We start from the raw sequence: 14,393 nt of genomic DNA on the forward strand, positions 1-14,393 counted from the left end.
GCAACTATAAGTGTGGAAAGGATTCGAGCGAAAAGCAGGTTCATATGTGTCATTGATGAATCAGAATTCTATCGGTATTCGTCAATCTCAATGGTGCCGCCCATGGCTTCCATCGTCGCGCGAATGTCGTCAGGCACATCCGGCACGCGGTCGCCGGTCTCGTTCATCCAGTAGCACCACACGGCCATCTTGCCCCCTTGCTCGCGCACCAAGTCGTGCAAATCGGCGCGGGGCAAGACAAGATAGTTCTTGATGTATTGCAAATGCGGGCCGAGGCAATCGCTGCGTACCGCGACTTTACTCTCAACGGCCCAAAGGCCGAATTTGCCGGGATGCGGGCTCAGCTTGCCCGATGGGAGCTGGTAAGGCTGTCCCTTCGTGATAGAGCGATTGGGTTGCACGCCGAAATAGGATGTCCAAAACTCCGGGTTGACGGAATCGCCGGAAATGATGAACGTCGCGTGAGCAAGTGCGTGGGGCATATCGGTTGGCTTCTGGTTATGGGGCATAGTCGTGGATATTGTCGTCTAGCATCTGACCATTGAATTCGACGCTCCCGTCATCATGAAAGATAACGTTCCGACAAGGCCTATCAGGCAACCGCCGCGCAACACCGAGGCGCATTGACGGAGGCGTTCGCCGCTCGGCGCCTGGCGAGCGTGTTCGGAATGGAACGCGTACACAGCAATGTGCATCTGGCCCAAAGCAAAGGGACGACCATCGGCGAAATCGACGTGCTCGTGGTTTTCGGCGATCGGCTGATCATTGTTCAAGCAAAATCGAAGAGGCTGACCTTGGAGGCACGCCGCGGCAACGACGGCCGGTTGCGTAAGGACTTCGCTGCCGCTATCCAAGACTCATACGATCAGGCGTGGCTGTGTGCGCAGGCGATCCTCGCCGGCGACGGCAGAATTGCTGGGCGCCACCTCTTGCCGCCGGCCGCCGTGGTTGAAGCGCAGCACCCATGTTGCGGCGCCGGCGGTCGAAAGAGTAAAGGTCAATCCGCCACCGTCCGACTTCGCCACGGCCACGCCTGCGCGCACCCACTTGCGGATCTGAATGTCGGTGAGAAGGTTGCTTAGGATTCGGGCCAAGATCGCTACTCCGGAACAATGCGCTTTCTAGCTACCCATCAGAGGCGCGCTTCCATTGTGCGGCGATCAACGGCGATTAAGTCGATTTCCCCTGAAACGACCTACAGCAAAGGCTTTCCGGGGGGTGATGAACGTAAATAAACGTCAATTACCTTACATCAAAACAATATCGTACTGCTCCTGTGCATTCGAAAATATCGTTATTTATCATAAAACTAGTGGCGAAATGTTTGCGATTTATCATGCTAGCTACCCATCTAGCTACCCATAGGAAGAGCGCTTTTGTTATTCGGTAGTCACCGGGGATCGCCATCTCGGCGACGGGAACGGAGGCGGTATCCCACCAAAATTGCCCGGTCCGTAAGGGTTTGGTGGCTTTGTCGGTGGTAGCACCGACCAACCCACCAAAAAAGAAAGTGGGAGTGGGGCCACTGAAAATATCTTCGCCTAGTGCGGCGGGCGCGCGACAAGGGTGGCTCTCTCCAGTCGTCGCAGCCAGTCAGCCTGCTGAACTCGGAGCTGTGAAGCGTGACGACCTCGCGAATCGCGCTCGACGGCAGAGGCCGGACAACATAACCCTCTTGTCGTTCCGCCTGTTCGACATCATGCCCGCGCTCAGTCAGGAAGCGTCGTGTCACATGGGTGGCAAGCCCAAACGTGCTTGACAGAAACGCGATAGGAATTTCCGCAACGACGACGCGCGGGGTCCCGATTACGCGCAGGGGCGGCGACGTGACACAGTTGTCCTCATGATAGTTGTACAGAGCCTCACCGCCCCAATGACGGAAAAAGCGGCCGATTCCACCTTCACCGGCAAGTTTCGGAGCATAAAAGCAGAACCATAGTTTGCCGGCTCGATTACTATCGCCCGCTTGGTTTTTCGCCTTCAGGCGCTCGGCTATCTCTGCCGAAAGCAACCCGGCCGCAACAATCATATCTACCCTCTGATTGAGGGTTTCGGCGTTTGGCAGGTGCGCACCATTCGAGAGAATCGCTGCAACTTCCGCGTCAGTCAGACGGGTACAGTGCCAGCCCCGAATTGAGTAGCTTTTTAGCGTTTCGCCTACCTCGGTTATTGCTCTATCGAAGGCCGGCGCCGGATATTGATGACCATCGGTTTCCCAGTCTAGAAGGACATTATGGTTACGCTCCAAAGTCGTGATAAGGGGAGGGGCCCAGGTTTCGAAGGATTCGAGCGAAAGCAGGTTCATATGTGCCATTGATGAATCAGAGTTCTAGCGGTATTCGTCAATCTCAATGGTGCCGCCCACGGCTTCCATCATCGCGCGAATGTCGTCAGGCACGTCGGGCACACGGTCACCTGATTCGTTGACCCAATAGCAGAAAAAGCGCACTTTCGCTCCCGCGCTTTCAATGTGTGCTTTCAAGTCGCCCCGTGGCAATGCCAAGCGTTGAATTAGGTAGCGTAGGTGCGGCTCCAGGCTATCACTGCGCACTGCCTTTTCGCTATCAATTCCCCATACACCCGTCCGCCGCATCAACGTGCGGCCCTGCCCTGTCGGATCGTGAAGCGGCTCCCCTTTGGTCACTGCCACGTCTGGCGACACGCCGAAATACCCCGTCCACCATTCTGGCAAGACATGATCGCCCGTTATCGTGAAGCTCGCCGATGCAACAAGTCTGTCCGTCATTCCCGCCCCTCAGTTGTCGTAGCCATGAAAGTTGTCAAGGTAGTCCCCGTTGAAATACACGTCTCCGTTTTCTTCAAACTCAAGGTCATCATTCGGCCCGATACCGTTGGTCTTTTTGAATCTGTGGATCATTTCGCGGAAGGTGGAACTGTCGTAGCCGAACATTTTCCGGGCGTATTTCTCGTTGGTCGTACCGGCCAGCTCCTCCACGTCACCGCTTACCGCATCCGGCGTGTACTCGAACGGCTGCACATCGCCGAGTGGTGTAGATGTGTCGCTGGTCGTTTCCGCGCCTGCGACCTCAGCCTCGTCGTCTGTGCTGTCGCTGTCACCAAGCGCGGCTCCGGCCACCGACTCGACCACGCCGAGCAGGTCGAAGCCTCGGCCGCTACTGCTGCTGGACATCGCGGCGCGCGCGGCTATCCGTCTCACCTCGATGGTAGCGGGATCGTACGGGCCGGACAGGACCGGCTCGCCGTTGAATGAGGTGGTGCCGGGAGGGAACAGATTGGGTGAGCGACTCCAGTAGGGTTCACCTCCACCCCCTGACGCCGGCCAGCGCAGCGGTGCCGGGCTGGGGCTGCACACACGGGCCAGCCCGGAGTGCCGATCGCGGTGGACCACCGGCACCAGGCGCTCGTCCGCGACGGCCTGCCTGAGCACGCGCTCGATGCCGGCATTGTCGGTCGGCAGGTTCCAGTGCGCGAGGTTCAGCGCATCGCGCGCATAGGTCTGGATTGCGCGTAGAGCCTGACCGCCCGTAATCGTCCGTAGGTCAAGGCGTGGCCGGAAATACCGGTTGAAATCCCGCTGGTCCTGTTCAAGCTGCCTGCGCGCGTCCTCTTCTTCGTCGCGCCTGTCATCGCTCATGAACGACGACGACCCGCCTCGCGAGCGGCGGCTGTCTCGATCCCAGGACAGGCGACTGCGCCGTTCCCGCTCCATGCTGTGATACTGGCTGGCGGGATGCAGTGTGCATTGCCAGCCGCACTCCAGCGGAATTTCAAGCGTGTTCCAAGACATATGGAGATCTCTGTTTGTGACGGCGTAAACCTAGCAGATGATTGCCGCGCTATGTTTTTGGGATATGGCCGTCATGCCATAGGTGGGTTGTCAGCGCAGCGATGCGCGTTATCTGGTTCTCCATATCAAGGAATCGCGCTGCCCAGCCGGGAACCGGCGTATTGCCCTTTACCCTGTCCGTCGCCGTAAATCGACCATGGACCTCGCAGGGCATGACACCGTAAAGTAGTTGCTTGCCGTCGATGTTCTTGGAGAATTGAGCGGATGAAGAAAACTCCTCGCAGCGAAGCGGAGGTATTTGTTGATCTGGCTGCTCTCACGCGCGCGCCAGGCTACGTTCACGCAATCGCACAAATCTGCTATCGCGATAACCTGGTGACCTATGCGAACGCGATGAAAGCCTCGGACCTGGAGAGACTTTTCGGCCGGGAGCGTCTCATTCGCACGGAAATCACCACGATCCTTGGGCTGCTCGTGCGGGGGCCAATCGAGTTTTCGCAACCTACTGCGAGCATCTTGCAGGGATCCGTCGATCGTACCGACCGCCTCATGGAGGAACTGCACGAGGCCGTGGGATTTCCGATTCGGGAAGCAATGATGGATGCCGGCAAGGCCGGACAGCGGGACGTCGACATCCGGCGTGGTGAAGCTCTGCGAGAACCCATTTTTTACGGTGGCGAGTCGGCCTACAGTTTCCAGTATCGGGAACTAGTCTCGGAGAAATACAGCGCCGACAATCCTTGGCTAGTCGAAATCAAGGGGTTCTCCGTCATTCAAGCGCAGACGATCGCCCGTACGATGTGTGCGCTAGTTGACGAAAAGGTGACCCAGGCCTTCAACGCGATGAAGAAATCAGGGGTCTCGCCGTTGAGCTGGCTCTCAGCCTTCGAGCAGTCGCCGGACGAGATCGCGCTCCGATCCGGCCTGCCTATTGAGCAAGTACGAGCGTTCCTCGAAGCGTTTCCATTACGCGGCAACAACACCCAGTTCCAGTCGCTGGGGGATTTCAACGCGCTGAACGCGACGCCGCTACTGGCTGCTGGCGGCGACAGGGTGCTTCTGTTTCAGCACTACAGCATCTGCGGTCCCTGTATGAGTCTCCGTTTTATTGAATGATGGCCGACAAGGCCTATCAGGCAACCGCCGCGCAACACCGAGGCGCATTGACGGAGGCGTTCGCCGCTCGGCGCCTAGCGAGCGTGTTCGGAATGGAACGCGTACACAGCAATGTGCATCTGGCCCAAAGCAAAGGGACGACCATCGGCGAAATCGACGTGCTCGTGGTTTTCGGCGATCGGCTGATCATCGTTCAAGCAAAATCGAAGAGGCTGACCTTGGAGGCACGCCGCGGCAACGACGGCCAGTTGCGTAAGGACTTCGCTGCCGCTATCCAAGACTCATACGATCAGGCGTGGCTGTGTGCGCAGGCGATCCTCGCCGGCGACGGCAGATTGCTGGACGCCACCTCTTGCCGCCGGCCGCCGTGGTTGAAGCGCAGCACCCATGTTGCGGCGCCGGCGGTCGAAAGAGCAAAGGTCAATCCGCCACCGTCCGACTTCGCCACGGCCACGCCTGCGCGCACCCACTTGCGGATCTGAATGTCGGTGAGAAGGTTGCTTAGGATTCGGGCCAAGATCGTTACTCCGGAACAATGCGCTTTCTAGCTGTCCATCAGAGGCGCGCTTCCATTGTGCGGCGATCAACGGCGATTAAGTCGATTTCCCCTGAAACGACCTACAGCAAAGGCTTTTCGGGGGTTTTGATGAACGTAAACAAACGTCAATTACCTTACATCAAAACAATGTCGTACTGTTCCTGACTCAAATTCGACTCCACCTGCAACGATACCGGCTTGCCAATGAAATCAATCAGCATCGCGAGATGCTGCGACTCTTCTTCAAGAAACAGATCGATCACCTGCTGCGACGCCACCACACGAAACTCGCGCGGATTAAACTGCCGCGACTCGCGCAGAATCTCGCGCAGCACGTCATAGCAAACCGTTCGCGGCGTCTTGACTTGCCCCTTACCCTGACAAACCGGGCACGGCTCGCACAGCACGTGTGCCAAAGACTCGCGCGTGCGCTTTCTCGTCATCTCCACCAGCCCGAGTTGCGAGAAGCCATTCACCGTCACTCGCGTCCGATCGCGCGACAAAGCCTTCTTCAACTCACCGAGCACCTGGTCGCGATGCTCGATGTTTTCCATATCGATGAAATCGATGATGATCACGCCGCCCAGATTGCGCAGCCGCAATTGCCGTGCGATCGTGTGCGCGGCCTCGAGGTTGGTCTTGAAGATCGTATCGTCGAAGTTTCGCGCACCGACGTAACCGCCGGTGTTCACGTCGATGGTGGTCATCGCTTCGGTCTGGTCGATCACGAGATAGCCGCCCGACTTCAGATCGACGCGGCGCGACAACGCGCGCTGAATCTCGGCTTCGATGTTGTAGAGATCGAAGAGCGGCCGCTCGCCGGTGTAGTGATGCAGTTTCGACGATACGGCCGGCGTGAACTCCGCCGCGAAATCGGCGAGCATCTGATGCGTCTCGCGCGAGTCGACCTGAATGCGCGAGGTTTCATCGTTGACGAAATCGCGCAGCACGCGTTGCGCGAGATTCAGATCCTGGTACAGCAGGCTGGTCGGCGGCATGCGCTGACCTTGCGAAATGATCGTCGCCCAGGTCTTGCGCAAATACGCGACGTCGCCGGCAAGCTCTTCGCTAGTCGCATCTTCGGCAATCGTGCGCACGATGTAGCCGCCTTTCTCGTCGGCGGGCAGCACGGCGGTCAGACGCGCGCGCACCGCTTCGCGCTCGGCCTCGCTCTCGATCTTCTGCGAGATGCCGATATGCGGCTCCTGCGGCAGATACACGAGCGTGCGCCCGGCAATGCTCACTTGCGTGGAGAGCCGCGCGCCCTTGGTGCCAATCGGGTCCTTCACGACCTGCACCATCAGCGTCTGGCCTTCGAACACGATCTTTTCGATCGGCTGATGCGGCGCCTGATGTTGCGGCTCGCCGGCAATGCGCGGGTGCCAGATATCGGCTACGTGCAGAAACGCGGCGCGTTCGAGACCGATGTCGATGAAGGCGGATTGCATGCCCGGCAACACGCGGACGACCTTGCCGAGATAGACATTGCCGACACGTCCGCGCGACAGCGTTCGTTCGACGTGAAGTTCCTGGACGGCGCCTTGCTGGACGAGCGCGACTCGCGTTTCCTGCGGCGTGACATTGATCAGGATTTCTTCATTCATGGTGTTATTTTAGAAGTCGATGCGCGCTGCACGCAGGAGGGCAGCGGTTTCAAAAAGCGGCAAACCCATGATACCTGAATAGGACCCGTCGATATGTTCGATAAACTCCGCGGCGCGTCCCTGCACGCCATAGGCGCCGGCTTTGCCGAGCGGCTCGCCGCTCGCCGCATAACGACGGATCGCGTCTGCGTGCACTGCAGCAAAGCGCACCTTCGACACCGATAGCGCGGCGGGCAGCAACGCGCCCTCGGCGTCGATCACGGCAACGGCGGTCAGCACTTCATGAGCGCGGCCCGCGAGACGCGTGAGCATCGCGACGGCATCGTCGGTATCGACGGGTTTGCCGAGGATCGCGTCGTCGATCGTGACGGTCGTATCGGCCACGAGAATCGGCCGCGCCGCATGGCCGCCGGCCACCAGCCGCGCACGTGCGGCGTGTGCCTTGGCTATGCATACGCGCTGCACGTAGTCGTGCGCGGATTCGCCGGGCAACTCGGCTTCGAGCGCTTCGGCATCTTCATCGGGGCGTGGCAGCAGCAGTTCGAAACGCACGCCGAGCTGTTGCAGCAACTCCTGGCGGCGTGGGCTTTGCGATGCGAGATAGACGAGCGGATGCAGCGAGGCGGCGGGCGTGGGCATGAACGGTCTCGATGAAGCGGATGGCTGGGAATGTGTGAGGAACGGGAGATGATCGCGCGACGGGCGCGCGGGGCGGGCGTCGATCGGGTGCATCGATCACGCATTCTGGAGCACGAGTCGACGCAAACGATCGGCCATGCACGTCGACCGACGCGGATAACCAGGACGGCAACGAAGACCTGCAACGGGCCCGGCAACATGCCCTCAACGGCAACGCGCCAAAACCGCGCGCCCGCTCGGCCACCGCGTCCGCTCACACGCGGTGATAGGGATGATTTTGCGTGATGGTCCACGCGCGGTAAAGCTGTTCGGCGAGCAGCACGCGCACCATCGCGTGCGGCAAAGTCAGGCTCGACACGCGCAACAGCATATCGGCGCGCGCCTTCAGATCGGGATCGAGCCCGTCGGCACCGCCGATCAGAAAGGCCACGTCGCGGCCGTCCTGCCGCCAGGTCGGCAGGGCGTTGGCCAACTGCATCGTGGTCCAATCCTTGCCGCGTTCGTCGAGCGCGACGATGCGGGCGTTCTTCGGCAACGCCGCTTCGATCTTCTGCCGCTCGGCGGCCATCACGCTTTCCGCCGACCGTCCGGACGAACGCTGCTCGGGCTTGATCTCGCGCAGTTCGATGCGCAGCTCGGGCGGCATGCGCTTGGCGTATTCGTCGAAGCCGGTGGCGATCCAGTCCGGCATCTTGTGGCCGACGGCGAGGATGTGCAGTTTCATCAGCGAGGCAATGAACGAAGGAAATCGCGAACCGAGGTCTACGAGTTGCCAGCCAGCAAAGCCGGCTTACTTGCGACGAGCCGCGCTCTTGCGCGCGGGCTTCTTCACGGCCGGTGTGTCTTCGTCTTCTTCGTCCTCGTCGTCGGGCTCGCTCGAACGCGCGCCGCCGAACGGATCGGGCGTGGACAGCTTGATGCGCACCGGCTTGTCACCCCAGATTTCCTCGAGGTTGTAGTACTGGCGCAGCGCCGGTTGCAGGATGTGGACGATCGCGTCGCCGCAATCCACCAGTACCCATTCGCCGATGTCCTCGCCCTCGGTGCTGACGATGTCCCCACCGGCTTCCTTCACGCTTTCGCGCACGCTCGACGCGAGGGCCTTGGTTTGCCGGTTCGAGGTGCCGCTCGCGACGACCACGCGATCGAACAGCGCGGTCAGGTGGCTGGTGTTGAACACCTTGATGTCTTGCGCCTTGACGTCTTCGAGAGCGTCGACGATCACGCGTTGTAGTTTGCGAATATCCATAGGGTTACCGGTGGTACAGATGATGTTGAAGAATATAGTCCCACACCGCGGTGGGGACATGGCTCGCGGCCTGGTCTTGCTGTTCGCCGCCCGCGAGGGCGAGCCGCTGGCTCACCTGCTCGTGCAGATGCGCGCGAATGTCGGTGGCTGAGACGTTGAACGCAAGCGTCGTATCGATCAGCAAGTGGCCGCAAGGCGTGGCTTGCAGAACGTCGGCGCGGGCACGGCGCGCGTCGATTTCCTGAGCGACCGCCGGTGGAATCGACGCGAGGTCGAAACCGGGCCGGGTGGCCGCGCAAATATGCGCGAACTCGAACAGGCGCCGCCAGTCGCGCCATGTATCGAGATGCACGAGTTGATCCGCGCCGATCAGAAGCGCGATCGATGCGTCCTCACCTTCGCGTTCACGCCAGCGTTGCAGCGTGTCGATCGTATAGGTCGGGCCGTCGTGATCGATTTCGTCAGTCGCGACGCGTACCGTCACGCCCGGCAGCGCCAGCGTGCCGGCGGCCGCGCGCGTCATCGCGAGCCTGTGCACGGCCGGTGACACGTCCGCTTTCTGCCACGGCTGGCCGGCCGGCAGCAGCACCAGCTCGGTCAGTTGCAGCACCTCGGCGAAACGCCGCGCGAGCGCGAGGTGGCCGTCGTGGATCGGATCGAAGGTCCCGCCTAGCAGACCGATCCGGCGAGGCAGGGCAACGGGATGAGCGTTCGGCTTCAGGTGAAGATCCTTTGTCGTGGCCGCGTGGAAGGGCGTGGTGCGCGCAATGCGCGTCACACCCACTCGCGCGGTACGAGAAAATCGCTGTAAAGACGCGCTTCCGGCGTGCCCGGTTCGGGATGCCAGTTGTAGCGCCAGTTCACCACAGGCGGCATCGACATCAGGATCGATTCCGTGCGTCCGCCGCTCTGCAGTCCAAACAGTGTGCCACGGTCGAAGACCAGATTGAACTCGACATAGCGGCCGCGCCGGTATGCCTGGAATTCACGCTCCGCTTCACCGTACGGAATGTTGCGGCGCTTTTCGATGATCGGCAGGTAGGCTTTGAGGAACGCATCGCCGACGCTCCTCACCATCGCGAACGATTGATCGAAGCCCGGCGCCGAAAAATCGTCGAAGAAAATCCCGCCGATGCCGCGCGCTTCGTTGCGATGCTTCAGGAAGAAATACTCGTCGCACCAGCGCTTGAAACTCGGGTAAAGGTCCGCGCCATAAGGCTGCAGCGCGTCGCGGCAGGTGCGATGGAAATGCTGCGCGTCTTCCTCGTAGCCATAGTACGGCGTCAGGTCCATGCCGCCGCCGAACCAGAAGATCGGCTCTTCGCCGGCCTTGGTTGCGATCAGCAGGCGCACATTCATGTGCACGGTCGGGCAGTGCGGATTGTGCGGGTGCAGCACGAGCGATACACCCATTGCTTCGAAGCCGCGCCCGGCCAGTTGCGGACGCGCCGCGCTTGCCGAACCCGGCAACGCGTCGCCCGCGACGTCCGAGAAACCAATGCCGGCCCGTTCGAAGAACTTGCCGCCTTCGAGAATCCGCGTATAGCCGCCGCCGCGCAGCTTTTCGCCCGGGCCACGCTGCCATGCGTCGGTGGCGAACGGCGTGCCGTCAAACTCGCCGAGCGTGTCAGCGATATGCGTTTGCAGGCCTTGCAGCCAGTTGCGCACGGCCTGTGTGTCGTAGCTCGAATCAGTCATGAATGCGGATGCTGGGGGCGGCACGCTCGTCGTACCGCGGGTTCTTCGGGAAAGGCGACGGCCGGGCCTGCGTCAGGGAGAAAACCTGCGAAGGCGCGGCGTACGGTGTTTTTCGCGTCGGGCGGCGGCCTTTCGCCTCGCCCGGCCCAGCGGCTGCGGTGGGCGCGCAAAACCCGCTGGGTCGCGCCCGCAGTGTAGCGCCGTTGGCGCCGCCGGCGGGCGAGTGGGGTGGTGGCTTTTACTGCTTGCCCTCGGTCCGCGTGTCGTGTTTGCGGTTCAGCGCACGGTAGCCGATGTCGCGGCGATACTGCATGCCGTCGAACGAGATCTGGTTGATCGTCTCGTATGCGACCGATTGCGCGGTGCGCACCGAGTCCGCCAGACCGACCACGCACAGCACCCGGCCGCCCGAGGTCGTCAGCTTGCCGTCGGCGAGCGTGGTGCCGGCGTGGAAGGTGACCGAATCCGAGGTTTCCGCGGGGATGTCGTTGATGCGGTCGCCCTTGCGCGGCGTGTCCGGATAGTTGTGCGCGGCGATCACGACGCCCAGCGCGGTGCGGCGGTCCCATTCGAGTTCGACCGTATCCAGCGTGCCGGCGATCGCCTGCTCGACCACCTTCGAATAGTCGCCCTTCAGACGCGCCATGATCGGCTGCGTTTCGGGGTCGCCCATGCGGCAGTTGAATTCGAGCGTCTTCGGATTGCCTTGCGCGTCGATCATCAGACCGGCGTACAGGAAGCCGGTGTAGCGGATGCCTTCCTTCTCCATGCCGCGCACGGTCGGAAGGATGATTTCGCGCATCACGCGGGCATGCAGTTGCGGCGTGACGATCGGTGCGGGCGAGTACGCGCCCATGCCGCCGGTGTTCGGACCCTGGTCGGCGTCGAGCAGACGCTTGTGGTCCTGGCTCGACGCGAGCGGCAGCACGTGCTTGCCGTCGACCATCACGATGAAGCTCGCTTCCTCGCCGGCGAGGAATTCCTCGATCACGACGCGCGCGCCGGCATCGCCGAGCTTGTTGTCCGACAGCATCATGTCGACCGCGGCATGCGCTTCTTCCAGCGTCTGCGCGACCACCACGCCCTTGCCGGCGGCGAGGCCGTCGGCCTTGATGACGATCGGCGCGCCCTTGGCGTCCAGATACGCATGCGCGGCGGCGACGTCGGCGAAGGTTTCGTATTCGGCGGTCGGGATCGCGTGGCGTTTCATGAACGCCTTCGCGAAGTCCTTCGAGCTTTCGAGCTGGGCGGCCTCTTTGGTCGGCCCGAAAATCTTCAGACCGCGCGAGCGGAACAGGTTGACGATGCCGGCCGCGAGCGGCGCTTCCGGCCCGACCAGCGTAAAGGCGATCTGTTCCCGTTCGACGAAATCGGCGAGCGCGGCTGGCTCGGTGATGTCGATGTTGCGCAGACGCTCGTCCTGCGCGGTGCCGCCGTTGCCCGGCGCGACGTAGACGAGCTGAACCCGCGGCGATTGCGCGAGCTTCCATGCGAGTGCATGTTCGCGACCGCCGGAACCGACGACGAGTAACTTCATGTGAATCCCCGAGACTTAAAAACCATAAACGGCTGAAGCGGAAAGCTCAGCCGTGCAATAAAGAGCGAGATTCGCGCCGGGTCGGCCTGCGCCGGCCAGGAAGCCCGCGGACCGAAGCCGGGACGAGCCCGAGTGACGATGGCCTGGCGGGCGCGCAACGCTGCACCCGTGTTCAAAACGCCCGTTCAGCGGCAAAAAACAGCAATAAGCGGCAACGCGAGGGCCAGCCGGCAGCGCGGCGCCGGGTTCGGGTTCGATCAGGACGAACCCGCGCGCCGCGCGCTGCCGGAGCACGCTCATTCGTCGGCGATCGCGGCGTTTGTATAGACTTCCTGCACGTCGTCCAGATTTTCCAGTGCGTCGAGCAGCTTCTGCATCTTCACGGCGTCGTCGCCCGTGAACTCGACTTCCGTCTGAGGCTTCATCGTGACCTCGGCCAACTCGGCCTTGAAGCCTGCGGCTTCGAGCGCGGTCTTCACCTTCGGGAAATCGTTCGGCGGGCACAGCACTTCGATACTGCCGTCTTCGTTCGTGACGACGTCGTCGGCGCCGGCTTCGAGCGCGGCTTCCATCAGCTTGTCTTCCGGCGTGCCGGGCGCGAACAGGAACTGGCCGACATGATCGAACATGAACGACACCGAGCCGTCCGTACCCATGTTGCCGCCGTTCTTCGAGAACGCGTGACGCACTTCCGCGACCGTGCGGGTGCGGTTGTCGGTCATCGTGTCGACGATCACCGCCGCGCCGCCGATGCCGTAGCCTTCGTAGCGGATTTCCTCGTAGCTCGCACCGTCCACGCCGCCCACGCCGCGCTGGATCGCGCGGTTGACGTTGTCCTTCGGCATGTTGGCGTCGTACGCCTTTTCGACGGCGAGCCGCAGACGCGGGTTCGAGTCGATGTCGCCGCCGCCCATGCGCGCCGCGACCTGGATTTCCTTGATGAGCCGCGTCCAGACCTTGCCGCGCTTGGCATCGGCCGCTGCTTTTTTATGCTTGATGTTGGCCCATTTCGAATGACCCGCCATACCTTTCTCCGTCGCGCGCGCCAGCGGGGCGCACGCATAGTGCAATTGTCGTTGCGATGTCGGGCGCTTGCGTTGCGCGCGCCTCGATGTCAAAGCGTCTGGTGTGGGACCGCCCGGCGGCTGCCTGTCCGGACTTGCCGCTTGCAGCCGACCGTTCCCAGCTGGCCGCCCGTGTCGAACCGTCTTCAGCCGGCTCTTGCGCCCGCCTTGGCGGACCAGAGGTGGCTGCGCGGATGAAGCGGGGCGGCTGGCGTGCGGCAAACCCGGCACTAGCCTGGCGAGTGCCGCGTCAAAGGCGCGATGCGCGAAGCGGCGGTGCAGACGGTGACGCAGGTTGAGCCGTTCTTTGAGCGGATTCGAATTTTATCACGCCGCAGAGGGGCGGCAGAGGGTGGCGCAGGCAAAAGTAGGCGACAGGCGCCGTTTTCTGGCGTGCCGGGTCCGCTTCGCGTCATCGGATGCTTTCTCTGGTATCGAGAATATAAACATTTATGTTTATATTTGGCGTGTGTTCCTGGACGCAGGAGGGCCGGTGAAGCAAAGCGGGTTCCGGCGTTGGCTCGCTGACCAAGGGCGACTGTTGAGCAAGGCAGCAAGCTTTTGAAGGTATATCTGAACGGTCGGCAGACCACGCTGCCGAGGCATCCCGCTCACGAGATTTCGGAGCCGCTTCGTGGAGCAATTCTCAAGCAACTGATATGCAAATAGACGCAAGCCCCGAGCGGGGCTTCACCGCGCCTTCACCGCTTGGGCTTTTCCCGTCAAGGGACCACGGAGAATACCTATGTTTCGTTATCCCGCCCGCATTGAAGCAGACGAGGCCGGCTTTACTGTTTCCTTTCGCGATATCCCGGAGGCGTTGACCTGTGGCGGCACGCTCGAAGAAGCGCGCGACATGGCTGCCGACGCATTGGCGACGGCGATGGACTTTTACTTTGAAGACAAGCGTCAGGCTCCGTTGCCGTCCAAACCACGGCGCGGCGAAGAGTTGATCGAACTGCCCGCCAGTCTCGCGGCGAAAGTGTTGCTGCTCAACGAAATGCTCGCGCAAAAAGTGACAGCCTCCGAATTGGCGCGGCGCCTTCACACACGGCCACAAGATGTTCAGCGAGTGATCGATCTCGGCCATGCCACCAAGATCGACACGATTGCGTGCGCGCTGGCAGCGCTTGGCAAGCGGCTCGAGTTATCCCTCGTGCCCGCGTAGCCCGGCAGCCA

15 protein-coding genes and 2 pseudogenes are annotated in these 14,393 nt (G+C 61.6%); 4 read left to right on the forward strand and 13 right to left on the reverse strand.

The annotated features are described in order from the left end of the window. Positions 1 to 68: 68 nt before the first annotated feature. Complete coding sequence (locus B0G69_RS11315; RefSeq protein ID WP_121316967.1) at positions 69 to 482, reverse strand: DUF4279 domain-containing protein; 414 nt, start codon at positions 480 to 482, stop codon at positions 69 to 71. A 141-nt stretch (positions 483 to 623) separates the two neighbouring features. Here B0G69_RS11315 and B0G69_RS42695 point away from each other — a divergent pair. Beyond that, positions 624 to 881: pseudogene (locus B0G69_RS42695) on the forward strand (nuclease-related domain-containing protein); the annotation flags it as partial. A gap of 42 nt (positions 882 to 923) precedes the next feature. Here the strand turns inward: B0G69_RS42695 and B0G69_RS41750 are convergent. The 4 genes and pseudogenes from B0G69_RS41750 to B0G69_RS11340 form a co-directional block, all read right to left on the reverse strand. Continuing rightward, positions 924 to 1,094 (reverse strand): annotated as a pseudogene (locus B0G69_RS41750) (integrase); the annotation flags it as partial. A 296-nt stretch (positions 1,095 to 1,390) separates the two neighbouring features. Further along, a complete protein-coding gene (locus tag B0G69_RS11330; protein WP_121316969.1) occupies positions 1,391 to 2,314 on the reverse strand; it encodes a hypothetical protein in 924 nt (307 codons plus the stop codon). Positions 2,315 to 2,329: 15 nt separating this feature from the next. Then, positions 2,330 to 2,746, reverse strand: coding sequence for a DUF4279 domain-containing protein (locus B0G69_RS11335; RefSeq protein ID WP_121316971.1), 417 nt, complete (start codon positions 2,744 to 2,746; stop codon positions 2,330 to 2,332). A 9-nt stretch (positions 2,747 to 2,755) separates the two neighbouring features. Next, positions 2,756 to 3,769 (reverse strand): hypothetical protein, encoded by a 1,014-nt coding sequence (locus tag B0G69_RS11340; protein WP_121316972.1) that lies wholly within the window; start codon positions 3,767 to 3,769, stop codon positions 2,756 to 2,758. 264 nt (positions 3,770 to 4,033) lie between these two features. Between B0G69_RS11340 and B0G69_RS11345 the strand changes: the two genes are divergently transcribed. Together B0G69_RS11345 and B0G69_RS42935 are read left to right on the forward strand one after the other, a co-directional pair. After that, a complete protein-coding gene (locus B0G69_RS11345; RefSeq protein WP_121316975.1) occupies positions 4,034 to 4,885 on the forward strand; it encodes a hypothetical protein in 852 nt (283 codons plus the stop codon). After that, positions 4,882 to 5,367 carry a nuclease-related domain-containing protein gene (locus B0G69_RS42935; protein ID WP_121316977.1) on the forward strand — a complete coding sequence of 162 codons (486 nt, stop codon included), beginning with the start codon at positions 4,882 to 4,884 and terminating at the stop codon, positions 5,365 to 5,367. Before B0G69_RS11345 ends, B0G69_RS42935 begins: the two co-directional genes overlap by 4 nt. Positions 5,368 to 5,557: 190 nt before the next feature. On the opposite strand, the gene rng is transcribed toward B0G69_RS42935, so the two are convergent. From rng to B0G69_RS11395, 8 genes are all read right to left on the reverse strand, one after another. Continuing rightward, positions 5,558 to 7,027: a ribonuclease G gene (gene rng / locus B0G69_RS11355; RefSeq protein WP_121316979.1), complete on the reverse strand. Its 1,470-nt coding sequence runs from the start codon at positions 7,025 to 7,027 to the stop codon at positions 5,558 to 5,560. A gap of 9 nt (positions 7,028 to 7,036) precedes the next feature. Continuing rightward, complete coding sequence (locus B0G69_RS11360; RefSeq protein ID WP_121316981.1) at positions 7,037 to 7,666, reverse strand: Maf family protein; 630 nt, start codon at positions 7,664 to 7,666, stop codon at positions 7,037 to 7,039. A gap of 253 nt (positions 7,667 to 7,919) precedes the next feature. Then, positions 7,920 to 8,390: a 23S rRNA (pseudouridine(1915)-N(3))-methyltransferase RlmH gene (rlmH, locus tag B0G69_RS11365; RefSeq protein WP_121316983.1), complete on the reverse strand. Its 471-nt coding sequence runs from the start codon at positions 8,388 to 8,390 to the stop codon at positions 7,920 to 7,922. A gap of 66 nt (positions 8,391 to 8,456) precedes the next feature. Next, positions 8,457 to 8,915, reverse strand: coding sequence for a ribosome silencing factor (gene rsfS / locus B0G69_RS11370; RefSeq protein WP_121316985.1), 459 nt, complete (start codon positions 8,913 to 8,915; stop codon positions 8,457 to 8,459). A gap of 4 nt (positions 8,916 to 8,919) precedes the next feature. Beyond that, a complete protein-coding gene (locus B0G69_RS11375) occupies positions 8,920 to 9,636 on the reverse strand; it encodes a nicotinate-nucleotide adenylyltransferase (protein WP_241991360.1) in 717 nt (238 codons plus the stop codon). 53 nt (positions 9,637 to 9,689) lie between these two features. Further along, positions 9,690 to 10,613, reverse strand: coding sequence for an oxygen-dependent coproporphyrinogen oxidase (gene hemF / locus B0G69_RS11380; protein WP_121316987.1), 924 nt, complete (start codon positions 10,611 to 10,613; stop codon positions 9,690 to 9,692). 238 nt (positions 10,614 to 10,851) lie between these two features. Then, entirely contained in the window at positions 10,852 to 12,150 is a 1,299-nt protein-coding gene (gene purD / locus B0G69_RS11385; protein ID WP_121316988.1) for a phosphoribosylamine--glycine ligase, read from the reverse strand. 296 nt (positions 12,151 to 12,446) lie between these two features. Next, complete coding sequence (locus B0G69_RS11395) at positions 12,447 to 13,175, reverse strand: YebC/PmpR family DNA-binding transcriptional regulator (protein ID WP_121316992.1); 729 nt, start codon at positions 13,173 to 13,175, stop codon at positions 12,447 to 12,449. Between the two features lie 784 nt (positions 13,176 to 13,959). Between B0G69_RS11395 and B0G69_RS11405 the strand changes: the two genes are divergently transcribed. After that, positions 13,960 to 14,382: a type II toxin-antitoxin system HicB family antitoxin gene (locus tag B0G69_RS11405; protein ID WP_121316994.1), complete on the forward strand. Its 423-nt coding sequence runs from the start codon at positions 13,960 to 13,962 to the stop codon at positions 14,380 to 14,382. Positions 14,383 to 14,393: the final 11 nt, after the last annotated feature.

The organism is Paraburkholderia sp. RAU2J, assembly GCF_003634845.1.
Taxonomy (GTDB): domain Bacteria; phylum Pseudomonadota; class Gammaproteobacteria; order Burkholderiales; family Burkholderiaceae; genus Paraburkholderia; species Paraburkholderia fynbosensis.

Bases quoted from the DNA above. Each gene is read 5' to 3' on its own strand.
- B0G69_RS11360 (WP_121316981.1), bottom strand. From the start codon at position 7,666: ATGCCCACGCCCGCCGCCTCGCTGCATCCGCTCGTCTATCTCGCATCG.
- rng (WP_121316979.1), bottom strand. From the start codon at position 7,027: ATGAATGAAGAAATCCTGATCAATGTCACGCCGCAGGAAACGCGAGTC.
- B0G69_RS11335 (WP_121316971.1), bottom strand. From the start codon at position 2,746: ATGACGGACAGACTTGTTGCATCGGCGAGCTTCACGATAACGGGCGAT.
- rsfS (WP_121316985.1), bottom strand. From the start codon at position 8,915: ATGGATATTCGCAAACTACAACGCGTGATCGTCGACGCTCTCGAAGAC.
- B0G69_RS11330 (WP_121316969.1), bottom strand. From the start codon at position 2,314: ATGGCACATATGAACCTGCTTTCGCTCGAATCCTTCGAAACCTGGGCC.
- rlmH (WP_121316983.1), bottom strand. From the start codon at position 8,390: ATGAAACTGCACATCCTCGCCGTCGGCCACAAGATGCCGGACTGGATC.
- purD (WP_121316988.1), bottom strand. From the start codon at position 12,150: ATGAAGTTACTCGTCGTCGGTTCCGGCGGTCGCGAACATGCACTCGCA.
- B0G69_RS11315 (WP_121316967.1), bottom strand. From the start codon at position 482: ATGCCCCACGCACTTGCTCACGCGACGTTCATCATTTCCGGCGATTCC.
- B0G69_RS11340 (WP_121316972.1), bottom strand. From the start codon at position 3,769: ATGTCTTGGAACACGCTTGAAATTCCGCTGGAGTGCGGCTGGCAATGC.
- B0G69_RS42935 (WP_121316977.1), top strand. From the start codon at position 4,882: ATGATGGCCGACAAGGCCTATCAGGCAACCGCCGCGCAACACCGAGGC.
- B0G69_RS11405 (WP_121316994.1), top strand. From the start codon at position 13,960: ATGTTTCGTTATCCCGCCCGCATTGAAGCAGACGAGGCCGGCTTTACT.
- hemF (WP_121316987.1), bottom strand. From the start codon at position 10,613: ATGACTGATTCGAGCTACGACACACAGGCCGTGCGCAACTGGCTGCAA.
- B0G69_RS11395 (WP_121316992.1), bottom strand. From the start codon at position 13,175: ATGGCGGGTCATTCGAAATGGGCCAACATCAAGCATAAAAAAGCAGCG.
- B0G69_RS11345 (WP_121316975.1), top strand. From the start codon at position 4,034: ATGAAGAAAACTCCTCGCAGCGAAGCGGAGGTATTTGTTGATCTGGCT.